A 16,889-nucleotide genomic window follows, 5' to 3' on the forward strand; every position below is an offset into this window, starting at 1 on the left:
CCGATGCTCTGGACCCTGCTCAAGCTGCTCCTGTTCGTCCTGGTCGTGGCGGGCCTGACCCTCGGCGGGGCCTGGCTGCTCGAGCAGCCGGGCGGTGCGGTGATCGCCGTGGGCGGATGGGAGGCCACGCTGACGCCCCTGCAGGGCGTCGTGCTTCTGGCGCTGCTTCTGCTGGTGCTCTGGGTCCTGCTCAAGCTGCTGGGCGTCATGGGCGCCCTGGTGCGGTTCCTGAACGGGGACGATACGGCCCTGTCGCGCCACTTCTCCCGCAACCGCCGGCGCAAAGGGATGCAGGAACTGACCGAGGCCGCTCTCCTGCTCGCCTCGGGCCGTCCGGCCGAGGCGCAGGCGCGGGCGGAGGCGGCCCGGCGGCATCTGGACTGGCCGGAACTGACGCACCTGATCCTGGCCCAGTCGGCCGAGGCGGCGGGGGACCGGACCCGTGCGGCGGAGATGTGGGCGCTGCTTGCGGCCCATGACGGCTCGCGCCTTGCCGGGCTGCGGGGTCTGCTGCGCCAGAAGCTCGCCGAGGGCGACGACGCGACCGCCCTGCGCCTGGCAGAACGGGCCTTCGCCCTCGACCCCGACAACCGCGAGATCCAGGACACGCTGCTGCGCCTGCAGGCGGAGTCGCACGACTGGGCAGGCGCGCGCCGGACGCTCGCCGCACAGCGCCGATCGGGCAGCCTGCCGCGCGACCTCCACCGCCGCCGCGACGCCGTTCTCGCGCTCGGACAGGCGGCGGAGGTCATGGCGGAGGGCGCCACGGTGGAGGCCCGCGAGGCCGCCATCGAGGCCAACCGGCTGTCGCCCGACCTCGTGCCCGCCGCGGTCATGGCCGCGCGCAGCCATATCGCGCGGGGGGAGGGCCGGCAGGCTGCGCGCATCCTGCGCAAGGCCTGGGAGGCTCAGCCGCATCCCGATCTTGCTGCGGCCTTCGCGGAGATCGTGCCGGAGGAAAGTCCGGCCGAGCGGGTGCGCCGGTTCCGCGCGCTGACCGAACTGCGTGCCGACCATCCCGAGACGCGGATGCTGCGGGCCGAACTTCTGATCGCGGCCGAGCAGTTCGAGGAAGCCCGGCTGGCACTGGGCGACCTGCCCGAGCGCGAGCCCACGGGCCGGTCGCTCACGCTGATGGCGGCGATCGCCCGCGGGCGCGGCGAGGACGAGGCAGCGGTCCGGGGCTGGCTCACCCGCGCGCTGGCCGCACCGCGGGGTCCGCAATGGGTCTGCGAGGCCTGCGGGCGCATCCATGCCGCCTGGACACCCGTCTGCGAGAACTGCCACGCCTTCGACACGCTGAGCTGGACCTCTCCGCCCGCCGAGGCGCGCCTGCCCGGCGGTGCCGAGCTGCTGCCGCTTCTGGTGGACCGCGCCGCCGCGCCGCCCGCGCCGGACGGGTCGCTGCCCGTGGTCGCCGATCCGTCTGCCCCTGTGGAGACCCCGCCGCGACCGGACGTCGAACCCGTCCGATAGCCCTTTTCCCCGCCGCCGCGCGATGCTAAGAGCCCCCCGGCGCCGCAGTAGCTCAGCTGGTAGAGCACGTCATTCGTAATGATGGGGTCGGGGGTTCGAGTCCCTTCTGCGGCACCAGCGCCCCGCTCCGACAGCCGGGAGGGCGGCCCGACCGGCCAGTCTCGCTCCGTACCGGGCCGCATCGGCGGCGCGATGCCACTCGTCCAGGCTCTGGCGGAGGGCGATGCGCCGGGCTTCGGGGTGGAGCTCAACCCGGCGCTGACCTATCGTCGGCCCCACCGGAGGGAGGAGCGCGCCGCATGATCCGCCACGACTTCGCAGGCCGCACGGCGGTGGTGACCGGCGGCGCGCAGGGGCTGGGCCTGGCCGTGGCCCGCCATCTCGCGGCCGGAGGGGCGCGGGTCGCGCTCTGGGACCTGGACGCCTCGCTCGCCGAGCAGGCCGCGGCGGCTTTGGGCGAGGGGCATCTCGCGGTCGGCATGGACGTGACCGACGAGGCGGCCGTGGCCGAGGCGGCCGCCCGCACGGCCGCCGCGCTCGGCCCCGCATCCATCCTGGTCGCCTCGGCGGGGATCGCCGGCCCGAACGGCCGCGTCGTGGAATACGACCCCGCGGCCTGGCGCCGCATCGTCGAGATCAACCTCACGGGCACGTTCCTCTGCGCCCGCGCCCTCCTGCCGCAGATGAGCGCGCAGGGCTACGGCCGCGTCGTCCTGATCGCCTCGGTGGCGGGCAAGGAGGGCAACCCGAACGCCGCCGCCTATTCCGCCTCCAAGGCCGGGGTGATCGCGCTGGCCAAGTCGCTCGGCAAGGAGCATGCGGCCGAGAACATCGCCGTCAACTGCGTGACACCGGCCGCCGCGCGTACCCGCATCTTCGAGCAGATGAGCGAGGAACACATCGCCTACATGCTCTCGCGCATCCCCCGCGGCCGGTTCCTCGAGCCCGACGAGGCGGCCTCCCTGATCGCCTGGCTCTGCTCGGAGGACAACAGCTTCGCCACCGGCGCCGTGTTCGACCTTTCGGGCGGGCGCGCCACCTACTGAGCCTCGGGGCCCCTGAGCGGGCGCAGGACGCTGCCGGACACGGAAGGGCTGCGGTCGCGGCTCGGACAGACGCCGAAGGCCCGCCGATAGGCCCGGGACAGGGCGGCGAGCGAGCCGAAGCCGCAGGCGGCCGCCACCTCCGACAGCGGCAGATCCGTCTGCTGGACCAGACCATGCGCCCGCTCGAGCCGCAGCGCACGGGCCGTCTCCCCGACCGAGCGGCCGAGCCTGAGGCGGAACAGGCGCTGGAGGTGGCGGGGCGAGAGCCCCACCTGGCGGGCCAGCGCCGCAGGACCCGGCGGCTCCCCCCTCTCGGCCTCCAGAATGGCGAGCGCGCGCGCCACCGCATCGGGCGAGCCCGGCGGGATCTCCGCGGCGGCCTGACGCGTGGTCCCCGCCCGCGGCCCGTCCGCGAGCAGGTGATGGGCCACCTCCTGCGCAAGGGCCGAGCCCCCTTCCTGGGCGACCAGGCCGAGGACGAGGTCGAGCGTCGCCGTCCCTCCCGCCGAGGTCGGCCGGCGGGGGGCTGCATGGAACAGGCCCGGCACGGCGCGCACGGCCGGATAGCGCTCGCGAAAGCCCTCGATCGTGTACCAGTGGACGGCCGCCGTCTCCCCGTCGAGCAGGCCGGCCGCCGCCAGAACCTCCGTGCCGGTCTCGATTCCCCCCACGCTCGCGCCCTGGCGGGCCATCCGCCGGAGCCAGCCCAGCAGGCGCGCATCCGCCGCGGCCGCGCGCGCCTCGAAGCTCGCAAGCACCAGCACGGTCTCGGCCTCGTCGGCGGGGCCGAGCGGGGAATCGACCGGCAGGACCGCCCCGCTCGAGGAGGGCACGGCCAGGCCGTCCACCGACAGGCGCCGCCAGGCGAACAGGCTGCGCCCCGACACCCAGTTGGCGACAAAGAGCGGCTCGGTCACGAGCGGCAGCGCGAGAAAGGAAAAGCCGGGCACGAGGACCAGACTCACCCGGTGCGGCTCTCCCGGGGCACGGCGCATGAGCGGTCTCCGGCTTGATCCGAATGGACAGGAATCTGTCCCTAGAGATCAAGTCTGTCCAGCCTGTCGTGCAGAGGCCTGCCCCACTCTGTCGTAACTAACTGTATCGTATGATTATGAAGCCATTCCCGACTTTGCCCTTCGGTGCCATCTCCGCGACCGCGCGATCAAGTGCAATCCGGCTGCCAGCGGCAGGATGGACCGCAACCGCCCGCCCCCGCGGGCCGCAAGCGGAGGACCGACCCCCGATGGGCAAGCCCGAACTGACCTGGGATCACAGCGACCCCGTCCACGGCAGAACCATGCCCGCGCCCTTCTTCTACGACGAGGGGATCTTCGCGGAGGAACGCGAGCGCATCTTCCTGCGCTGCTGGCACCTTGTGGGTCATGTCAACGAGTTCCGCGAACCCGGCTCCTATGTGGTCCAGGACATCTTCGAGCAGAGCGTGGTCGTCACGGCCGGCCATGACGGCGGCATCCATGCCTGGCACAATGTCTGCCGCCACCGGGGCAACCGGCTGATGACCGAACGGCGCGGCAAGGTGGGCGCGGTGCTGCGCTGCCAGTACCATTCGTGGTGCTACAATCTCGACGGCGGGCTGCGCGCCGCCCCCCGCACGGAGCATCTGGCCGACTTCTCCAAGGCCGACTGGAGCCTCCGGCCCGTCCGGCTGGAGATCTTCGCAGGCTGGGTGTTCGTCACGCTCGACGATGGCGCCCCCCCCGTACGCGAGATCGCCGCGGGTGCCGAGGAGGAGATGCGCCGCTTCCTGCCGGATCTCGACACGGTCGAGCTGGTCGAGGAGACCGACGTCGTCGTGGAGGCCAACTGGAAGGTCATCCAGGAGAACTCCATCGAGGGCTACCATTTCGACCTTTCCGGGCCGGTCCACAAGGAGCTGGCCGCGCTGATCGACTTCGAGGGCTACCGGCTGACGCCGCGGGGGCTCTGGTGGACCTATATCGGTCCGCCCAACAAGGGCGCGACCGAGGCCTACGGCGTGCCGCTCGAGGGGGCCACCTGGCAGACCGACTGGTTCTTCAACATCGGCATCTGGCCCAACACCACCTTCTACAGCTTTCCCTATACCGACATGATCGGGACCTTCATCATGATCCCGATCGCGCCCGAGCGGTCCATCCTGCGCTTCGGCTACTACGCGCCGAGGGGCCGTCCCGTGCCGGAGGTCACGCGTGCCGCCATCCGCTGGATGAACACCCAGCTCGGCCCCGAGGATATCGAGCTCAACATCACCAACCAGAAGGGCCTGCACTCGATGGGCTTCGGTTCGGGACGCTACCTGATCGATCCCGCCCGCCCGAACCAGAGCGAGCATCTGGTGCACCATTTCCACAAGCTCTGCTACGAGGCGATCCGCGGGTGAGCGAGGCCTGGGACTATGTCATCGTGGGTGGCGGCTCGGCGGGCTGCGTGCTCGCCGCGCGGCTGAGCGAGGAGCCTGCCGTGCGCGTGCTCCTGCTCGAGGCAGGCCCGCCCGACCGCTCGCCCTGGCTCGCCATGCCCGCAGGGATCGCGCGCGTGGTCTGGGGGACGCGCTTCTCCTGGGCCTTCGTCTCCGAGCCCGAGCCGCATCTCGGCGGACGGCGGCTGGGCCATCCGCGGGGCCGGGTGCTGGGAGGGTCGTCCTCGATCAACGGCATGGTCTGGCTCCGGGGTCATCCGCGCGACTTCGACGGCTGGGCCCAGTCGGGCGCCCGCGGCTGGAGCCACGAGGAGGTGCTCCCCTTCTTCCGTCGCAGCGAGACCGCGCCCGAGGGCTCGGGTCCCGATCGCGGCCGGGACGGGCCCATCCGCATCACCCGCCCCGTCCTCGACCCCCTTGCCGCAGCCTTTGTGGAGGCAGGGGTGCAGGCGGGCTATCCCCGCGCGGACGACTTCAACGGACCCCATCCCGAGGGATTCGGCCCCGTGGAGCGCAGCACCCATCGCGGGCGGCGCTGGAGTGCCTCGCGCGGCTATCTCCACCCCGTCCGCGACCGGCGCAATCTCTGCCTGCGCACCGGCGCGCTCGCGCTGCGCATCCGGCTGGAGGGCGGCCGCGCGGTGGGGGTGGACTATACCCATCACGGCCGGCCTGCCTTTGCTCGCGCCGTGCGCGAGGTCATCCTTGCCGCCGGCGCCATCGGTTCGCCCCACCTGCTCCAGCTCTCCGGGATCGGAGCCCCGCGCCATCTGGAGGCCGCGGGACTCCCTGTCCTGCACGAGCTGCCGGGCGTGGGCGAGAACCTCCAGGACCATCCCGATCTCGTGGTCCAGCACAGCTGCCTCCGTCCGGTCACGCCGCTGGGCGCGACGCGGCCGCCGCGCTCCTGGCTCGCGGGGGCCGAATGGGCCCTGCGGGGCACCGGGCCGGCTGCCACCAACCATTTCGAGGCGGGCGCCTTCATCCGCACCCGGCCCGAGCTGGAGCAGCCCGACATCCAGTTCACCTTCATGCCGCTTGCGGTCCTGCCCGGCGGCACCCGCATCCGCCCCGAGGAGGCGTTCCAGGTCCATGTGGACCTGCTCCGGCCGCGTTCGCGCGGCCATGTGCGCGCGCGCTCGGCCGACCCGCGCGAGCCGCCCGCGATCCTCTTCAACTATCTCGCCGATCCTCAGGACCGCCGCGACCTCGCCCGCGGGGTGGAAAGGCTGCGCGCGGTGCTGCGCCAGCCTGCGCTGGCCCCCTTCGCCGGGCCCGAACTGCTGCCGGGCCCCGCGATCGCCGGGGCTGCGCTCGAGGAGTGGATGGCCCGCACGGTCGAGACCTGCTATCATCCCGCGGGCACCTGCCGGATGGGCGATCCGGGCCGGGCCGACACGGTGGTGGACCCCCTCTGCCGCGTCGCGGGTCTCGAGGGCCTGCGCGTCGTCGATGCCTCCATCATGCCCGCACCGGTCAGCGCCAACACCAACGCCGCCACGATCATGATCGCCGAGAAGGCGGCCCACCTCATCCGCACCGGGCCGGTCCGTCCCCCCGCATCCCCCCACCCCGAGGAGGTGTTCGCATGACAGCCGCTCCACGCAACCCGATCCTGCCCGCTTCCGGCCCCGCCGGCGACGAAGACCTGCTCGAGGCGCGCCGGGACCTGGCGGCCGCCTTCCGCTGGTTCGCCCGGCTGGGCATGCACGAAAGCGTCGCCAACCATTTCAGCCTGGCCGTGGACAAAGGGGGGCGGCGCTTCCTGATGAACCCGCGCGGCCGGCACTTCTCGCGCATCCGCGCGTCGGACCTGCTGCTTCTCGATGCGGACGATCCGGACACGATGCGCCGCCCCGACGCGCCCGATCCGACCGCCTGGCACATCCACGGCCGCATCCATGCCCGCAATCCCGAGGCGCGCTGCGTGCTCCATCTCCATCCGCGCCACGCCACGGCCCTGTCCGCCCTCGCCAACAGCCGCATGCCGCCCATCGACCAGAACACCATGCGCTTCTGGGGTCGGCTCGCCATCGACGAGGGCTTCGAGGGAATGGGCCTGTCGGACGAGGAGGGCGACCGTCTGGCGGGGCTTCTGGAGGGCGGCAAGGTGCTGCTGATGGGCAATCACGGCGTCCTGGTCGCCGCCCCGACCGTCGCGCTCGCGCTCGACGAGATGTACTATTTCGAACGCGCCTGCGAGACGGTGATGCTCTGCTATGCCACAGGCCGGCCGCTGCGCGTCGTCCCGGACGCGGTGGCCGAGCGCACGGCGCGCCAATGGGCCGCCTACGGCCAGCTCGCCCTCGACCATCTGCGCGAGGTGCGCGCCATCCTCGATGCCGAGGAGCCCGACTACCGCGACTAGACCCCTCCGCCAGAACACAGACCCCGGACAGACCGGGGCACCAGCTCGCAGGGAGACCGCCATGATGAGACCCACGATCCTGCTGGCCGCGCTCGGCCTGGCCGGCGCGGCCGCCGCCGCCGATCCGGAGGCCTGCGCCACGCCGCGCTTTGCCGATATCGGCTGGACCGACATCCAGGCCACGACCGCGCTTGCCGGGGTTGTCCTCGAGGGGCTCGGCTACCGGCCCGAGACGGTCATGGTCTCCATCCCGATCGCCTATGCCTCGATGCGGTCGGGCGACATCGACGTGTTCCTCGGCGACTGGCAGCCCAGCCTTGCCGCCGACCGCCAGCCCTATCTCGACGACGGATCGGTGGAGGTGCTGGGGGTCAATCTCGAAGGGGCCAAGTACACGCTCGCCACGCTTGCCCCCACGGCCGAGGCCGGCCTGCGCGACTTTGCCGACATCGCCCGCCACGGCGAGGCGCTGGGCTTCCGCATCCACGGGATCGAGCCGGGCAACGACGGCAACCGCATCATCCAGACCCTGATCGACGAGGACCGCTTCGGTCTCGGCGGGTTCCAGCTCGTCGAGTCCTCCGAACAGGGGATGCTCTCGCAGGTCGCGCGCCTGGCCGCACGGGACGAGGCGGTGGTGTTTCTCGCCTGGGCGCCGCATCCGATGAACGCGCGCTTTCCCATCGTCTACCTCTCCGGCGGGGACGAATGGTTCGGACCCGATTACGGCGGCGCGACGGTGCACACCAATGCGCGGGCGGGCCTCGCGGCGGAGTGCCCGGAACTGGGCCGCTTCCTGCGCCAGCTGCGCTTCACGCTCGAGATGGAGAACGCCGTGATGGGCCGCATCCTCGACGACGGGCTGCCGCCGGCCGAGGCGGCACGGGACTGGCTTGTCGCCCACCCCGAGACGCTTGCGCCCTGGCTCGAGGGCATCACCGCCCGGGACGGCCGACCCGGCCTCGCTGCCGTGCGGGCGCAGCTGGGCCTGCCGCCCGAGGGCTGAGGCGGGCGGTCAGGCGGAGACCGTCATCCGCCGCGTCCGCCGCTTGAGCCATTCCATCGTCCCGAGCAGCACGGCCGCCACCAGGGTCATCAGCGTGGCCGCTGCCGCGATCACCGGCGAGACGTTCTCGCGCAGCGACGAGAACATCTCGCGCGGCAGCGTCCGGTGCTCGGGGGCGGCGATGAAGATGTTGACCACGACCTCGTCGAAGGAGGTGGCAAAGGCGAACAGGAACCCCGCGAGGACCCCCGGCGCGATCAGCGGCAGGACCACGCGGCGGAAGGCCACGGCCGGCGACGCGCCCAGACCCTGCGCCGCGCGCAGCAGCGTCCGGTCGAAGGAGGCGAGCGCGGCGCCCACCGTGAGCAGGGCGAACGGCGCCCCCAGCGCCACATGCGCGGCCAGAAGCCCCGGAAAGGTCCGCACGAGCCCGACCTGCCCGAAGAACAGCGCCAGCCCCACCCCGAACACGATCACCGGCACGACGAGCGGGCTCAGCAGCAGCGCGAGCAGCACCGCCTTGCCGCGGAACTCCGCAAGCGCGAGGCCGAGCGCAGCCAGCGTGCCGAGGACGGTCGCGATGGCCGCGCTCGAGACGGCGAGGACCGCGCTGTTGGCGAGCGCCCGCGTCCAGCGCGGGTCCGAGAAGAACTCGATGTACCAGCGGTCGGTGAAGCCCCGCAGCGGATAGGTGAGAAAGCGGCTGTCGTTGACCGACAGCGGCAGCACCGCGAGGATCGGCACGACCAGAAAGGCGAGCACGAGGGCCGTCGCCGCCCAGAGCGCCCAGCGCCACAGCCGGTCTGCCGACAGCCTAGCCAAGGCTGAGCCCCCTCGGACCGGCGAGCCGCGCATAGAAGACATAGAGGATGGCCGTCGCCGCCACGAGCAGGATCGCCAGCGCGCCCGCCATGCCCCAGTTGAAGGTCTCCGTCGTGTAGAAGGCGATGAAGTAGGACACGAGCTGGTCGCCCGCCCCGCCCACCAGCGCGGGCGTGATGTAGTAGCCCAGCGACAGGATGAACACGAGAAGCGCCCCGGCCGCGAGCCCGGGCAGCGTCTGGGGCAGATAGACGCGCCAGAACGCCACCGCCGGCGAGGCGCCGAGCGAGCGGGCGGCCTTGACCAGTTCGGGCCGGATCGTGGTCATCGTCGCATAGAGGGGCAGGATCAGGTAGGGCAGCGAGATATGGACCATCGCGATGGTCAGCCCCGTGCGGTTGAACAGCAGCCGGACCGGTTCGGAGGTCAGGCCCAGCGCCATCAGCGCCCCGTTCACGAGACCCTGGTCCTGCAGCAGGACGACCCAGGCGCCCGTGCGGACCAGAAGCGAGGTCCAGAGCGGCAGCAGCACCAGCACCATGGCCACCGAGGCGAGAGCCGGAGGACCGTTGGCGAGGAAATAGGCCACAGGAAAGCCCAGGACGATCGCTGCGGCCGTGACCGTCGCCGCCACGGCAAAGGTGCGCCACAGCACGGCGAGGTAGATGCGCTGTTCGGGCGGCGCGCGTTCGAGCCCGTCCGCGCCCAGCCGCAGGTCCGCCGCCGACAGCAGGAAGAAGGCCGAGACGGGGCCGGAGGCCTGCCGGAGCGCCACCCAGGTCTCGCGCTCGCCCCAGGCCGGGTCGAGGGCGATCAGCGTCTCGCGCCAGCCCCCGCCGGGGTCTGGCTCCTGCCGGTCGGCCAGGGCGCGCGCGGTCTGGGTGACGAGGCTGCGCCCGCCCGGCAGCGCGTAGTTGAGCCGCCGCGCCGCCGTGGCGGCGGTCCGGCTCGCCTGCGACCCGCGCAGGTCGGCCGCGAGCGCGGCGAACACCGCCTCGTCCGGGGGCAGCTCGTCCCCGCCGTCGCGCAGCTCGGCCGACACGCGCGGCCAGACGGAGGCCAGTTCGTTGTCGGCCACGCCATAGCCCAGGATCCAGATGATCGGCGCGGCAAAGGCGAACAGCAGAAAGGCCGCCAGCGGCGCCACCAGCCCGGCGGCGAGAAGTCGCCGCCGCCCGTCCCGCCCGATCGTGCGGACGGGGGGGCGGACGGCGTCGAGGGACGCGGCCGGCGCGCTCATGCCGCGTCCCCGCCGGTCACTGACCGGCCCAGGACTGGAGCCGCTCGGTCAGCCGCTCGGCGTTCTCGAGCCAGAACTCGAGGTCCTGCGTGACCGAGACGGCCAGGTTCTCCGGGGCCGAGGGCACGTCGGGCAGCCGCTCGGGGTCGATGTCGTCGGCCGCCTCGCGGTGGACCACGCCATAGGCGATCGCGTCGGGCAGCCGCGCCTGCACCTCGGGGCGGTGGATGTATTCGAGGAAGGCATAGGCCTGCTCGATCCGCGGCGTGCCCGCCAGGATCACCCAGTAGTCGAAGCTGCCCACCGAGCCGTCCCAGACGAAGGCGAAGTTGCGGCCCTCCTCGCGGTTGGCCGCATCGATGCGCCCGTTGTAGACGGTGGTCATGACGACCTCGCCCGAGGCCAGAAGCTGCGGCGGCTGCGCGCCCGCGCGCCAGAAGATCAGGTCGTCGCGGATCGTCTCGAGCTTGGCAAAGGCGCGCTCCTCGCCTTCCGGCGTGGCAAGGACAGCCGTGACCTCCTCCTTGGGCACGCCATCGGCCATGAGCGCGCCCATCAGCGCCACGGCCGGGTGCATCCGCAGCGCGCGCTTGCCCGGAAAGCGCTCCGTGTCGAAGAAGTCGGCCCAGCCCGTCGGCCCCTCGGGCAGCGCGTCGCGGTCGTAGGCGATGCCCTCGTTGAACAGGATGGCGCCGACCCCGCATTCCTGCGCCGCGCCGGGGATGACGCTGTCCTCGCCGCCCAGCCGGTCCCAGTCGATGGGCTCGAACAGACCCTCCTCGCAGCCCAGCAGGATGTCGGCGGCCTCGACCTGGACCACGTCCCAGCCCGGATCGCCGCCCGAGGCCAGCCGCGCGCGGATCGCACCGATGCCGCCCTCCCAGGTCTCCTCGTTGACGCGGATGCCGGTTTCCTCCTCGAAGGGACGGAAGAACACCTCCCGCTGGGCATCCTGATAGGCGCCGCCCCAGGAGACCACCGTCACCGAATCCTGCGCCAGGGCCGGTGCCGCCAGAAGGGCGCCCGCCAGGGCGGCCGACACCGCCCGCATGGTCCGTCTTGCCGTCATCGTCCTTCTCCTCCTTGCTGTCTCGCCGGCCTGTGCCGGCCGGTCGCGCTGCCGACCCGCCGGGCCGGTCCAAAGCTCCTCAATAGGTGGGCGGGGTGATGACCCAGATCACCACCGTCTCCTCCGCACCGGGATTGCGGTAGCGGTGCGGCCGCGTGCTCGGAAAGGCGAAGCTGTCGCCGGCGCCGAGCAGGAAGCGCTCGGCCTCGATCCAGAGTTCGAGCGTGCCCGACAGCACCACGCCCGCCTCCTCGCCGCGATGGGCATAGGGCGCCTCGCCGCTGGCCGAGCCGGGCGCGAAGCGGCTCAGCAGCAGTTCGAGCGCGCCCCCCAGATGCGGCGAGAGCAGTTCGTCCGTGATGCCGGAGGCGAAGGCGAGACGCCGCCGTGCCCCTGCGCGCACCACAAAGGCCGCCTCGCTGCCCTCCGGGGCCGAGGGCGCGCGGAAGAACCAGCCCGCGGTGACGCCGAGCGCGCCGGCGATGGCCTGGACCGCGCTTACCGACGGATTGGACAGCCCCCGCTCCACCTGGCTCAGATAGCCCACCGAGAGATCCGTCCGCTCGGCCAGCTCGCGCAGGGTGAGCTGCTTGGCCGCGCGCAGCTCGCGCACAGCCTCGCCGAAGAAGCGCGCCTCGGGATCGGGCGTCCCCGCCTCCTCCAGAACCGCCACCCGTCCGGCGGGAACGCGCTCGGGCTGCGCCATGGGACCCTCCTCAGTGAACTTCAGATTGAACATGTTCACTGAACGTGGCAATACCCTTTTTCACAAGCCGTCGGCATCACGCGAGCAGGGGAGGGGGTCATGGCCCAGCGCTTCGACGCCATCATCATCGGGGCAGGCCATAACGGCCTCGTCTGCGCGGCCTATCTCGCGCGCGCGGGGCTCAGGCCGCTCGTGCTCGAACGGCGCGAGATCGTGGGCGGCGCCGCCGTGACCGAGGAGATCGCGCCGGGCTTCCGCGCCTCGATCTTCTCCTATCTGATGAGCATCCTGCACCCGCGCATCCAGGCCGACCTCGATCTGCGCCGCCACGGGCTCGAGGTGATGCCCTGCTCGGACATGATCTCGCCCCTGGACGGCGACGACTACATCCTCTTCTCCGACAACGTCGCCCGCACGCAGGCGAGCTTTGCGCGCTTCGACTCCCGCGACGCCGCGATCTACCCCGAATTCGACCGCTACCTCACCGACACGGCCAACATCTTCCGCCGCCTCCTGTGGGAGACGCCCTTCGACCCCACCCGGCGCGACTGGCGCGCGTTCCGCCAGATGGCGGGCTTCGCCATGCGCCACCGCCGCTACGCGGGCAAGCTCTTCCGCGTGGCCGACATGCTCACCATGAGCGCCTACGACTTCCTTTCCGAATGGTTCCGGGACGAGCGCATCAAGGCCGTTCTCGCCTATTACGCCTCCATCGGCACCTTTGCCGGGCCCAAGACCCCCGGCTCGGCCTATGTGATCATGCACCACGTGATGGGCGAGAACGCGGGTGCGGGCGGCTGGGGCTTCATCCGCGGCGGCATGGGGGCGATCACCCAGGCGCTCGCCGCCTCCGCCCGCGAGAAGGGGGCCGAGATCCGCACAAACAGCCCCGTGGCCGAGGTGATCGTCGAGAACGGCCGCGCCAGGGGCGTGCTGACGCAGGCGGGCGAGCGCTTCGAGGCGCCCCGCGTGATCGCCAACGCCTCGGCCAAGACGCTCTTTCTGGACCTGGTCGGAGAGCGCCACCTGCCCGACGACTTCGTGCGCGACGTGCGCAACATCCGCACCTTCTCCACCGCCTTCAAGATGAACATCGCGGCCGAGCGCCCGCCCCAGTACCGCTGCCTCGATCGCATCCGGCGCGACGGCGCGCTGGGCTCGTGGGACTATCCCACCTATGTCCACATCGCCCCCGACATCGACTATCTCGAGCGCGCCTATGACGAGGCCAAGTACGGCCGCCCCTCCTCCTCGCCCTTCATCACCCCGGTCGTGCCCACGATCGTGGACCGCTCCCTCGCCCCCGAGGGCAAGCACGTCGTCAACCTCTTCGGCGGCCACGCGCCCCACACGCTGCGCGACGGCGACTGGGCGACCGAGAAGCCGCGCTTCGAGAAGACCGTGCTCGACACGATGGACCGCTTCGCGCCCGGCTTCTCCTCGGACGTGATCGCCTCCCAGCTGCTGCTGCCGCAGGACATCGAGCGCATCGTCGCGCTCCCCCAGGGCCACATCTTCCAGGGCGAGCTCGCGCTCGACCAGCTCTTCTTCCAGCGCCCCGTGCCGCACTGGGCCGATTACCGCACCCCGGTGCGCGGCCTCTATCTCTGCGGGGCCTCCTGCCATCCGGGCGGCGGCGTCTCCGGCATCCCCGGCCACAACGCCGCGCGCGAGGTGCTGCGCGACGCGCGCCGCCGCTCGGGCATGGGCTACGCGGCGGCCTGACGGGGGGCGACGGGGGCGGGGGGGTGGTGACCCCGGATGGATTCGAACCATCGACCTGCCGCTTAGGAGGCGGCCGCTCTATCCCCTGAGCTACGGGGCCCGCCCGGCCCTCTTGCCCCGGGGGCCTGTCCGGGTCAACCGCCGCGCGGGGGCGGGGGTCTTTCCCCGCCCGCCCGATCGCGGCATAAGGGAGCTGCACCCCGTCCCGTTCCCGGTCCCCGCCCGCCCGTGCCCCGGTCTCCCTCCCGCCCCGCCCGCGACGCCGCCCGCCCCCTGACGCTGCGCGACGTCTCCGAGGCGTCGGGCGTCTCGGAGATGACCGTGAGCCGCGTCCTGCGGGGCCTGGGCGACGTCTCGCCCGCCACCCGGGCCCGCGTCCAGGAGGCGGCGGCGCGGCTGGGCTACGTGCCCAACCGCATCGCCGGCGCGCTCGCCTCCAGCCGCGTCAACCTCGTGGCCGTGGTCATCCCCTCGCTCGGCAACATGGTCTTCCCCGAGGTGCTCTCGGGCATCTCCGAGGGGCTGGAGGGATCGGGCCTTCAGCCCGTCGTGGGCTTCACCGACTACGACCCCGCGCGCGAGGAGCGCGTGCTCTTCGAGATGCTCTCCTGGCGTCCCGCCGGGGTCATCGTCGCGGGGCTCGAGCACGGAGAGGCCGCGCGCGCGATGCTCGCACGGGCAGGCTGCCCCGTCGTCGAGATCATGGACACGGACGGCGAGGCCATCGACGCCGTGGTGGGCATCAGCCACCGCCGCGCCGGGCGCGAGATGGCCGAGGCGATCCTCGCCGCGGGCTACCGGCGCATCGGGCTTCTCGGCACCAAGATGCCCCTCGACCACCGCGCGCGCAAGCGCATGGAGGGCTTCGCCGACCGGCTGGCGGAGGCGGGGGTGGCCGTCGCCGACCGCGAGTTCTACGAAGGCGGCTCGGGCCTGCTCAAGGGACGCGAGATGACCCAGGCCCTCCTCGCGCGCAGCCCCGATCTCGACTTCCTTTACTACAGCAACGACATGATCGGGGCAGGGGGCCTTCTGTGGCTTCTCGGGCAGGGGGCGGACATCCCGGGCCGGATCGGTCTGGCGGGCTTCAACGGCGTGGACCTGCTCGACGGCCTGCCGCGGCGCCTGGCCACGATGGACGCCTGCCGGCGCGAGATCGGCCGCCGCGCCGCGAGCATCGTCGCACGCCGCCTCGCCGATCCGGCCGCCCCGCCCGGCGAGCGGATCGAGCTCGCGCCCACGCTCCAGAAGGGAGATACCTTGCGCTGAGGGGCGCCCGCCCCCGGCGGAGGGGCACCGGTCCCGAATCACCCGATCGGCAAGCGACCACCGATCGGCCCGCGTCCAAGTCTCGCATCGGGCCGGAACGAAGCCGGGAGCGGTTGCGTTGCCCCCCCGACACAGCGCATCATCGTTCCGTTCGAGGGGAGACCGAATCCATGCCGTCCCGACGCCGACTCCTGTCCACGGGTCTTGCCGCTGCCCTGTTCGGCGGGGCCGCCGCCGCCGCGCGCGCCCAGGATGCCGCCCTGGCGCTCCTGCCCGAGCCCGACGACTGGCGGACCCCGCGCGTCGTCCCGGTGCAGCCGACGCTCGCCGCCAACGAGATCCATGTCGACCCCGACCGCTTCTTCCTCTACTGGACGCTCGGCTTCGGCGAGGCGATCCGCTACGCCGTGGGCATCGGCCGGCCCGGCCTCTACGAGCCGGGGATCTTCTATGTCGGCGCCAAGAAGGAATGGCCCTCCTGGACGCCCACCCCCAGCATGATCGAGCGCGAGCCCGAGAAGTACGCCCGCTGGGCCGACGGGATGCCCGGCGGTCCCGACAACCCGCTCGGCGCGCGCGCCCTCTACCTCTTCACGCCCGAGCGCGGGGACACCTTCCTGCGCATCCACGGCACCAACGCCCCCGAGACGATCGGCACGGCCGTCTCGAACGGCTGCGCGCGCCTGCTCAACGAGCACATCATCGACCTCTACGACCGCGTGCCCGAAGGCGCGGCCGTCTATCTCTATCCCAAGGCCGGCACGGCCGATTACGGCGCCTGACCGCCGGGGCCGGACCGGGCCGGGGGGGCGGGGCGGCGTCAGTTGCGCAGCACCGTGCAGGCCCCGCCCGCCGCGCGCAGGCGGGCGCAGAGCGCCTCCGCCTCGGCCCGGCTCTGGCGACCCACCTGCGCGACATGCCGCTCGCGCCCCGCGACCCGCATCGGCGCCAGCGCCACGCGCTCGCCCCCGAGCAGCCCCGGATGCGCCGCGACCGCCCGGGCTCCGGCCCGCTCGGCCGCCGCGCGGTCGGCCTGGGCCGACAGGATCACCGCCCAGGGCGCCAGAGCGGGCTGCGGCGGCGGGCCCATGCCGCGCCCCTCGGCGCGCGCCCGGCAGGCTTCGGCGAAGGGGCGCCCCTCCTCCAGCGTCCAGCGCACGGCGGGAACGGCGCCGCCACCGCCCCGCGGCCCCCGCCAGGCCTCGGCCACATGCCCCGTGATGGCCAGCACATAGGACCGCGTCTCGGCCGGCAGGCCCGCAGCGCCGGCAAGGAACCGCTCCACCCGCTCCGCGCCCGCATTGTAGGCCGCCGCCGCGAGGCCCAGATTGCCGAACCGCGCGCGCAGGTCGCGCAGCAACAGCGCCGAGGCCCCGATCGCCTCGGCGGGGTTGAACGGGTCGATCAGCCCCCGCTCCCGGGCCGTCCCGGGCATGAACTGGGCGATGCCCTGCGCGCCCTTGGGGCTGACCGCGCCCGCCTCGAACAGGCTTTCCTGCCACAGGAGCCGCGCCAAGAAGGCCGGGGGCAGACCCGCCTGCGCCGCCGCTCCCTCGATCGCCCGGCAGATGTCGGCGGCATAGGTCGCGCGCGCCACGCAGACCCGCCCGTCGGGCGAGCAGCGTCGCCCGTCCGGCCCCTCGGCGGGCCGGGCGCGCGGCCGCGGCCGGAGGGCCTCCCCGCCCGCGATCCCGGCCGGACGGGGTGCGGCGCCCGTCCGCACCGGCGCGGCCACGGGCGCGC

At 72.8% G+C, this 16,889-nt stretch carries 15 protein-coding genes and 2 tRNA genes; 10 read left to right on the plus strand and 7 right to left on the minus strand.

The annotated features are described in order from the left end of the window. Positions 1-3: 3 nt before the first annotated feature. The 3 genes from GT358_RS13305 (at position 4) to GT358_RS13315 (ending at position 2,522) form a co-directional block, all read left to right on the plus strand. A complete protein-coding gene (locus GT358_RS13305) occupies positions 4-1,476 on the plus strand; it encodes a heme biosynthesis protein HemY (protein WP_166583117.1) in 1,473 nt (490 codons plus the stop codon). A 41-nt stretch (positions 1,477-1,517) separates the two neighbouring features. Continuing rightward, positions 1,518-1,593 (plus strand) — tRNA-Thr (locus GT358_RS13310). 182 nt (positions 1,594-1,775) lie between these two features. After that, complete coding sequence (locus GT358_RS13315) at positions 1,776-2,522, plus strand: SDR family NAD(P)-dependent oxidoreductase (protein WP_166583118.1); 747 nt, start codon at positions 1,776-1,778, stop codon at positions 2,520-2,522. Here the strand turns inward: GT358_RS13315 and GT358_RS13320 are convergent. Beyond that, complete coding sequence (locus tag GT358_RS13320) at positions 2,516-3,517, minus strand: GlxA family transcriptional regulator (protein WP_166583119.1); 1,002 nt, start codon at positions 3,515-3,517, stop codon at positions 2,516-2,518. The two genes, GT358_RS13315 and GT358_RS13320, sit on opposite strands and share 7 nt — an antisense overlap. Before the next feature lie 248 nt (positions 3,518-3,765). Here GT358_RS13320 and GT358_RS13325 point away from each other — a divergent pair, with 248 nt between their 5' ends. The 4 genes from GT358_RS13325 (at position 3,766) to choX (ending at position 8,315) form a co-directional block, all read left to right on the plus strand. Then, a complete protein-coding gene (locus tag GT358_RS13325; RefSeq protein ID WP_166583120.1) occupies positions 3,766-4,902 on the plus strand; it encodes an aromatic ring-hydroxylating dioxygenase subunit alpha in 1,137 nt (378 codons plus the stop codon). After that, complete coding sequence (locus tag GT358_RS13330; protein WP_166583121.1) at positions 4,899-6,533, plus strand: choline dehydrogenase; 1,635 nt, start codon at positions 4,899-4,901, stop codon at positions 6,531-6,533. The genes GT358_RS13325 and GT358_RS13330 overlap by 4 nt, the downstream gene beginning before the upstream one ends. Then, positions 6,530-7,309, plus strand: a complete 780-nt coding sequence (locus GT358_RS13335) for a class II aldolase/adducin family protein (protein ID WP_166583122.1) — start codon at positions 6,530-6,532, stop codon at positions 7,307-7,309. The genes GT358_RS13330 and GT358_RS13335 overlap by 4 nt, the downstream gene beginning before the upstream one ends. Positions 7,310-7,370: 61 nt before the next feature. Then, entirely contained in the window at positions 7,371-8,315 is a 945-nt protein-coding gene (gene choX, locus GT358_RS13340; RefSeq protein WP_243730886.1) for a choline ABC transporter substrate-binding protein, read from the plus strand. A gap of 9 nt (positions 8,316-8,324) precedes the next feature. Here the strand turns inward: choX and GT358_RS13345 are convergent, their stop codons facing one another. The 4 genes from GT358_RS13345 to GT358_RS13360 all read right to left on the minus strand — a co-directional run bounded on the left by GT358_RS13345 (position 8,325) and on the right by GT358_RS13360 (position 12,152). Further along, positions 8,325-9,137: an ABC transporter permease gene (locus tag GT358_RS13345; RefSeq protein WP_243730887.1), complete on the minus strand. Its 813-nt coding sequence runs from the start codon at positions 9,135-9,137 to the stop codon at positions 8,325-8,327. Further along, complete coding sequence (locus GT358_RS13350; RefSeq protein ID WP_166583123.1) at positions 9,130-10,377, minus strand: ABC transporter permease; 1,248 nt, start codon at positions 10,375-10,377, stop codon at positions 9,130-9,132. The genes GT358_RS13345 and GT358_RS13350 overlap by 8 nt, the downstream gene beginning before the upstream one ends. A gap of 16 nt (positions 10,378-10,393) precedes the next feature. Then, positions 10,394-11,446 (minus strand): ABC transporter substrate-binding protein, encoded by a 1,053-nt coding sequence (locus tag GT358_RS13355; RefSeq protein ID WP_166583124.1) that lies wholly within the window; start codon positions 11,444-11,446, stop codon positions 10,394-10,396. Between the two features lie 79 nt (positions 11,447-11,525). Then, complete coding sequence (locus GT358_RS13360; protein ID WP_166583125.1) at positions 11,526-12,152, minus strand: helix-turn-helix domain-containing protein; 627 nt, start codon at positions 12,150-12,152, stop codon at positions 11,526-11,528. A gap of 99 nt (positions 12,153-12,251) precedes the next feature. Between GT358_RS13360 and GT358_RS13365 the strand changes: the two genes are divergently transcribed. Beyond that, positions 12,252-13,877, plus strand: coding sequence for an NAD(P)/FAD-dependent oxidoreductase (locus GT358_RS13365; RefSeq protein ID WP_166583126.1), 1,626 nt, complete (start codon positions 12,252-12,254; stop codon positions 13,875-13,877). Between the two features lie 24 nt (positions 13,878-13,901). Here the strand turns inward: GT358_RS13365 and GT358_RS13370 are convergent. Then, positions 13,902-13,977 (minus strand) — tRNA-Arg (locus GT358_RS13370). 128 nt (positions 13,978-14,105) lie between these two features. Here GT358_RS13370 and GT358_RS13375 point away from each other — a divergent pair. Together GT358_RS13375 and GT358_RS13380 are read left to right on the plus strand one after the other, a co-directional pair. Next, positions 14,106-15,146, plus strand: coding sequence for a LacI family DNA-binding transcriptional regulator (locus GT358_RS13375; protein WP_166583127.1), 1,041 nt, complete (start codon positions 14,106-14,108; stop codon positions 15,144-15,146). A gap of 170 nt (positions 15,147-15,316) precedes the next feature. Beyond that, positions 15,317-15,928 carry a L,D-transpeptidase gene (locus GT358_RS13380; RefSeq protein WP_166583128.1) on the plus strand — a complete coding sequence of 204 codons (612 nt, stop codon included), beginning with the start codon at positions 15,317-15,319 and terminating at the stop codon, positions 15,926-15,928. Positions 15,929-15,966: 38 nt separating this feature from the next. Here the strand turns inward: GT358_RS13380 and GT358_RS13385 are convergent. After that, on the minus strand, positions 15,967-16,889 hold a 923-nt coding region (locus GT358_RS13385; RefSeq protein ID WP_166583129.1), incomplete at its 5' end, for a lytic transglycosylase domain-containing protein.

The sequence above is a fragment of the Rubellimicrobium sp. CFH 75288 genome, from assembly GCF_009904055.1.
Lineage (GTDB): Bacteria > Pseudomonadota > Alphaproteobacteria > Rhodobacterales > Rhodobacteraceae > Rubellimicrobium.

Bases quoted from the DNA above. Each gene is read 5' to 3' on its own strand.
- GT358_RS13305 (WP_166583117.1), top strand. From the start codon at position 4: ATGCTCTGGACCCTGCTCAAGCTGCTCCTGTTCGTCCTGGTCGTGGCG.
- GT358_RS13315 (WP_166583118.1), top strand. From the start codon at position 1,776: ATGATCCGCCACGACTTCGCAGGCCGCACGGCGGTGGTGACCGGCGGC.
- GT358_RS13320 (WP_166583119.1), bottom strand. From the start codon at position 3,517: ATGCGCCGTGCCCCGGGAGAGCCGCACCGGGTGAGTCTGGTCCTCGTG.
- GT358_RS13325 (WP_166583120.1), top strand. From the start codon at position 3,766: ATGGGCAAGCCCGAACTGACCTGGGATCACAGCGACCCCGTCCACGGC.
- GT358_RS13335 (WP_166583122.1), top strand. From the start codon at position 6,530: ATGACAGCCGCTCCACGCAACCCGATCCTGCCCGCTTCCGGCCCCGCC.
- choX (WP_243730886.1), top strand. From the start codon at position 7,371: ATGATGAGACCCACGATCCTGCTGGCCGCGCTCGGCCTGGCCGGCGCG.
- GT358_RS13350 (WP_166583123.1), bottom strand. From the start codon at position 10,377: ATGAGCGCGCCGGCCGCGTCCCTCGACGCCGTCCGCCCCCCCGTCCGC.
- GT358_RS13355 (WP_166583124.1), bottom strand. From the start codon at position 11,446: ATGACGGCAAGACGGACCATGCGGGCGGTGTCGGCCGCCCTGGCGGGC.
- GT358_RS13360 (WP_166583125.1), bottom strand. From the start codon at position 12,152: ATGGCGCAGCCCGAGCGCGTTCCCGCCGGACGGGTGGCGGTTCTGGAG.
- GT358_RS13365 (WP_166583126.1), top strand. From the start codon at position 12,252: ATGGCCCAGCGCTTCGACGCCATCATCATCGGGGCAGGCCATAACGGC.
- GT358_RS13380 (WP_166583128.1), top strand. From the start codon at position 15,317: ATGCCGTCCCGACGCCGACTCCTGTCCACGGGTCTTGCCGCTGCCCTG.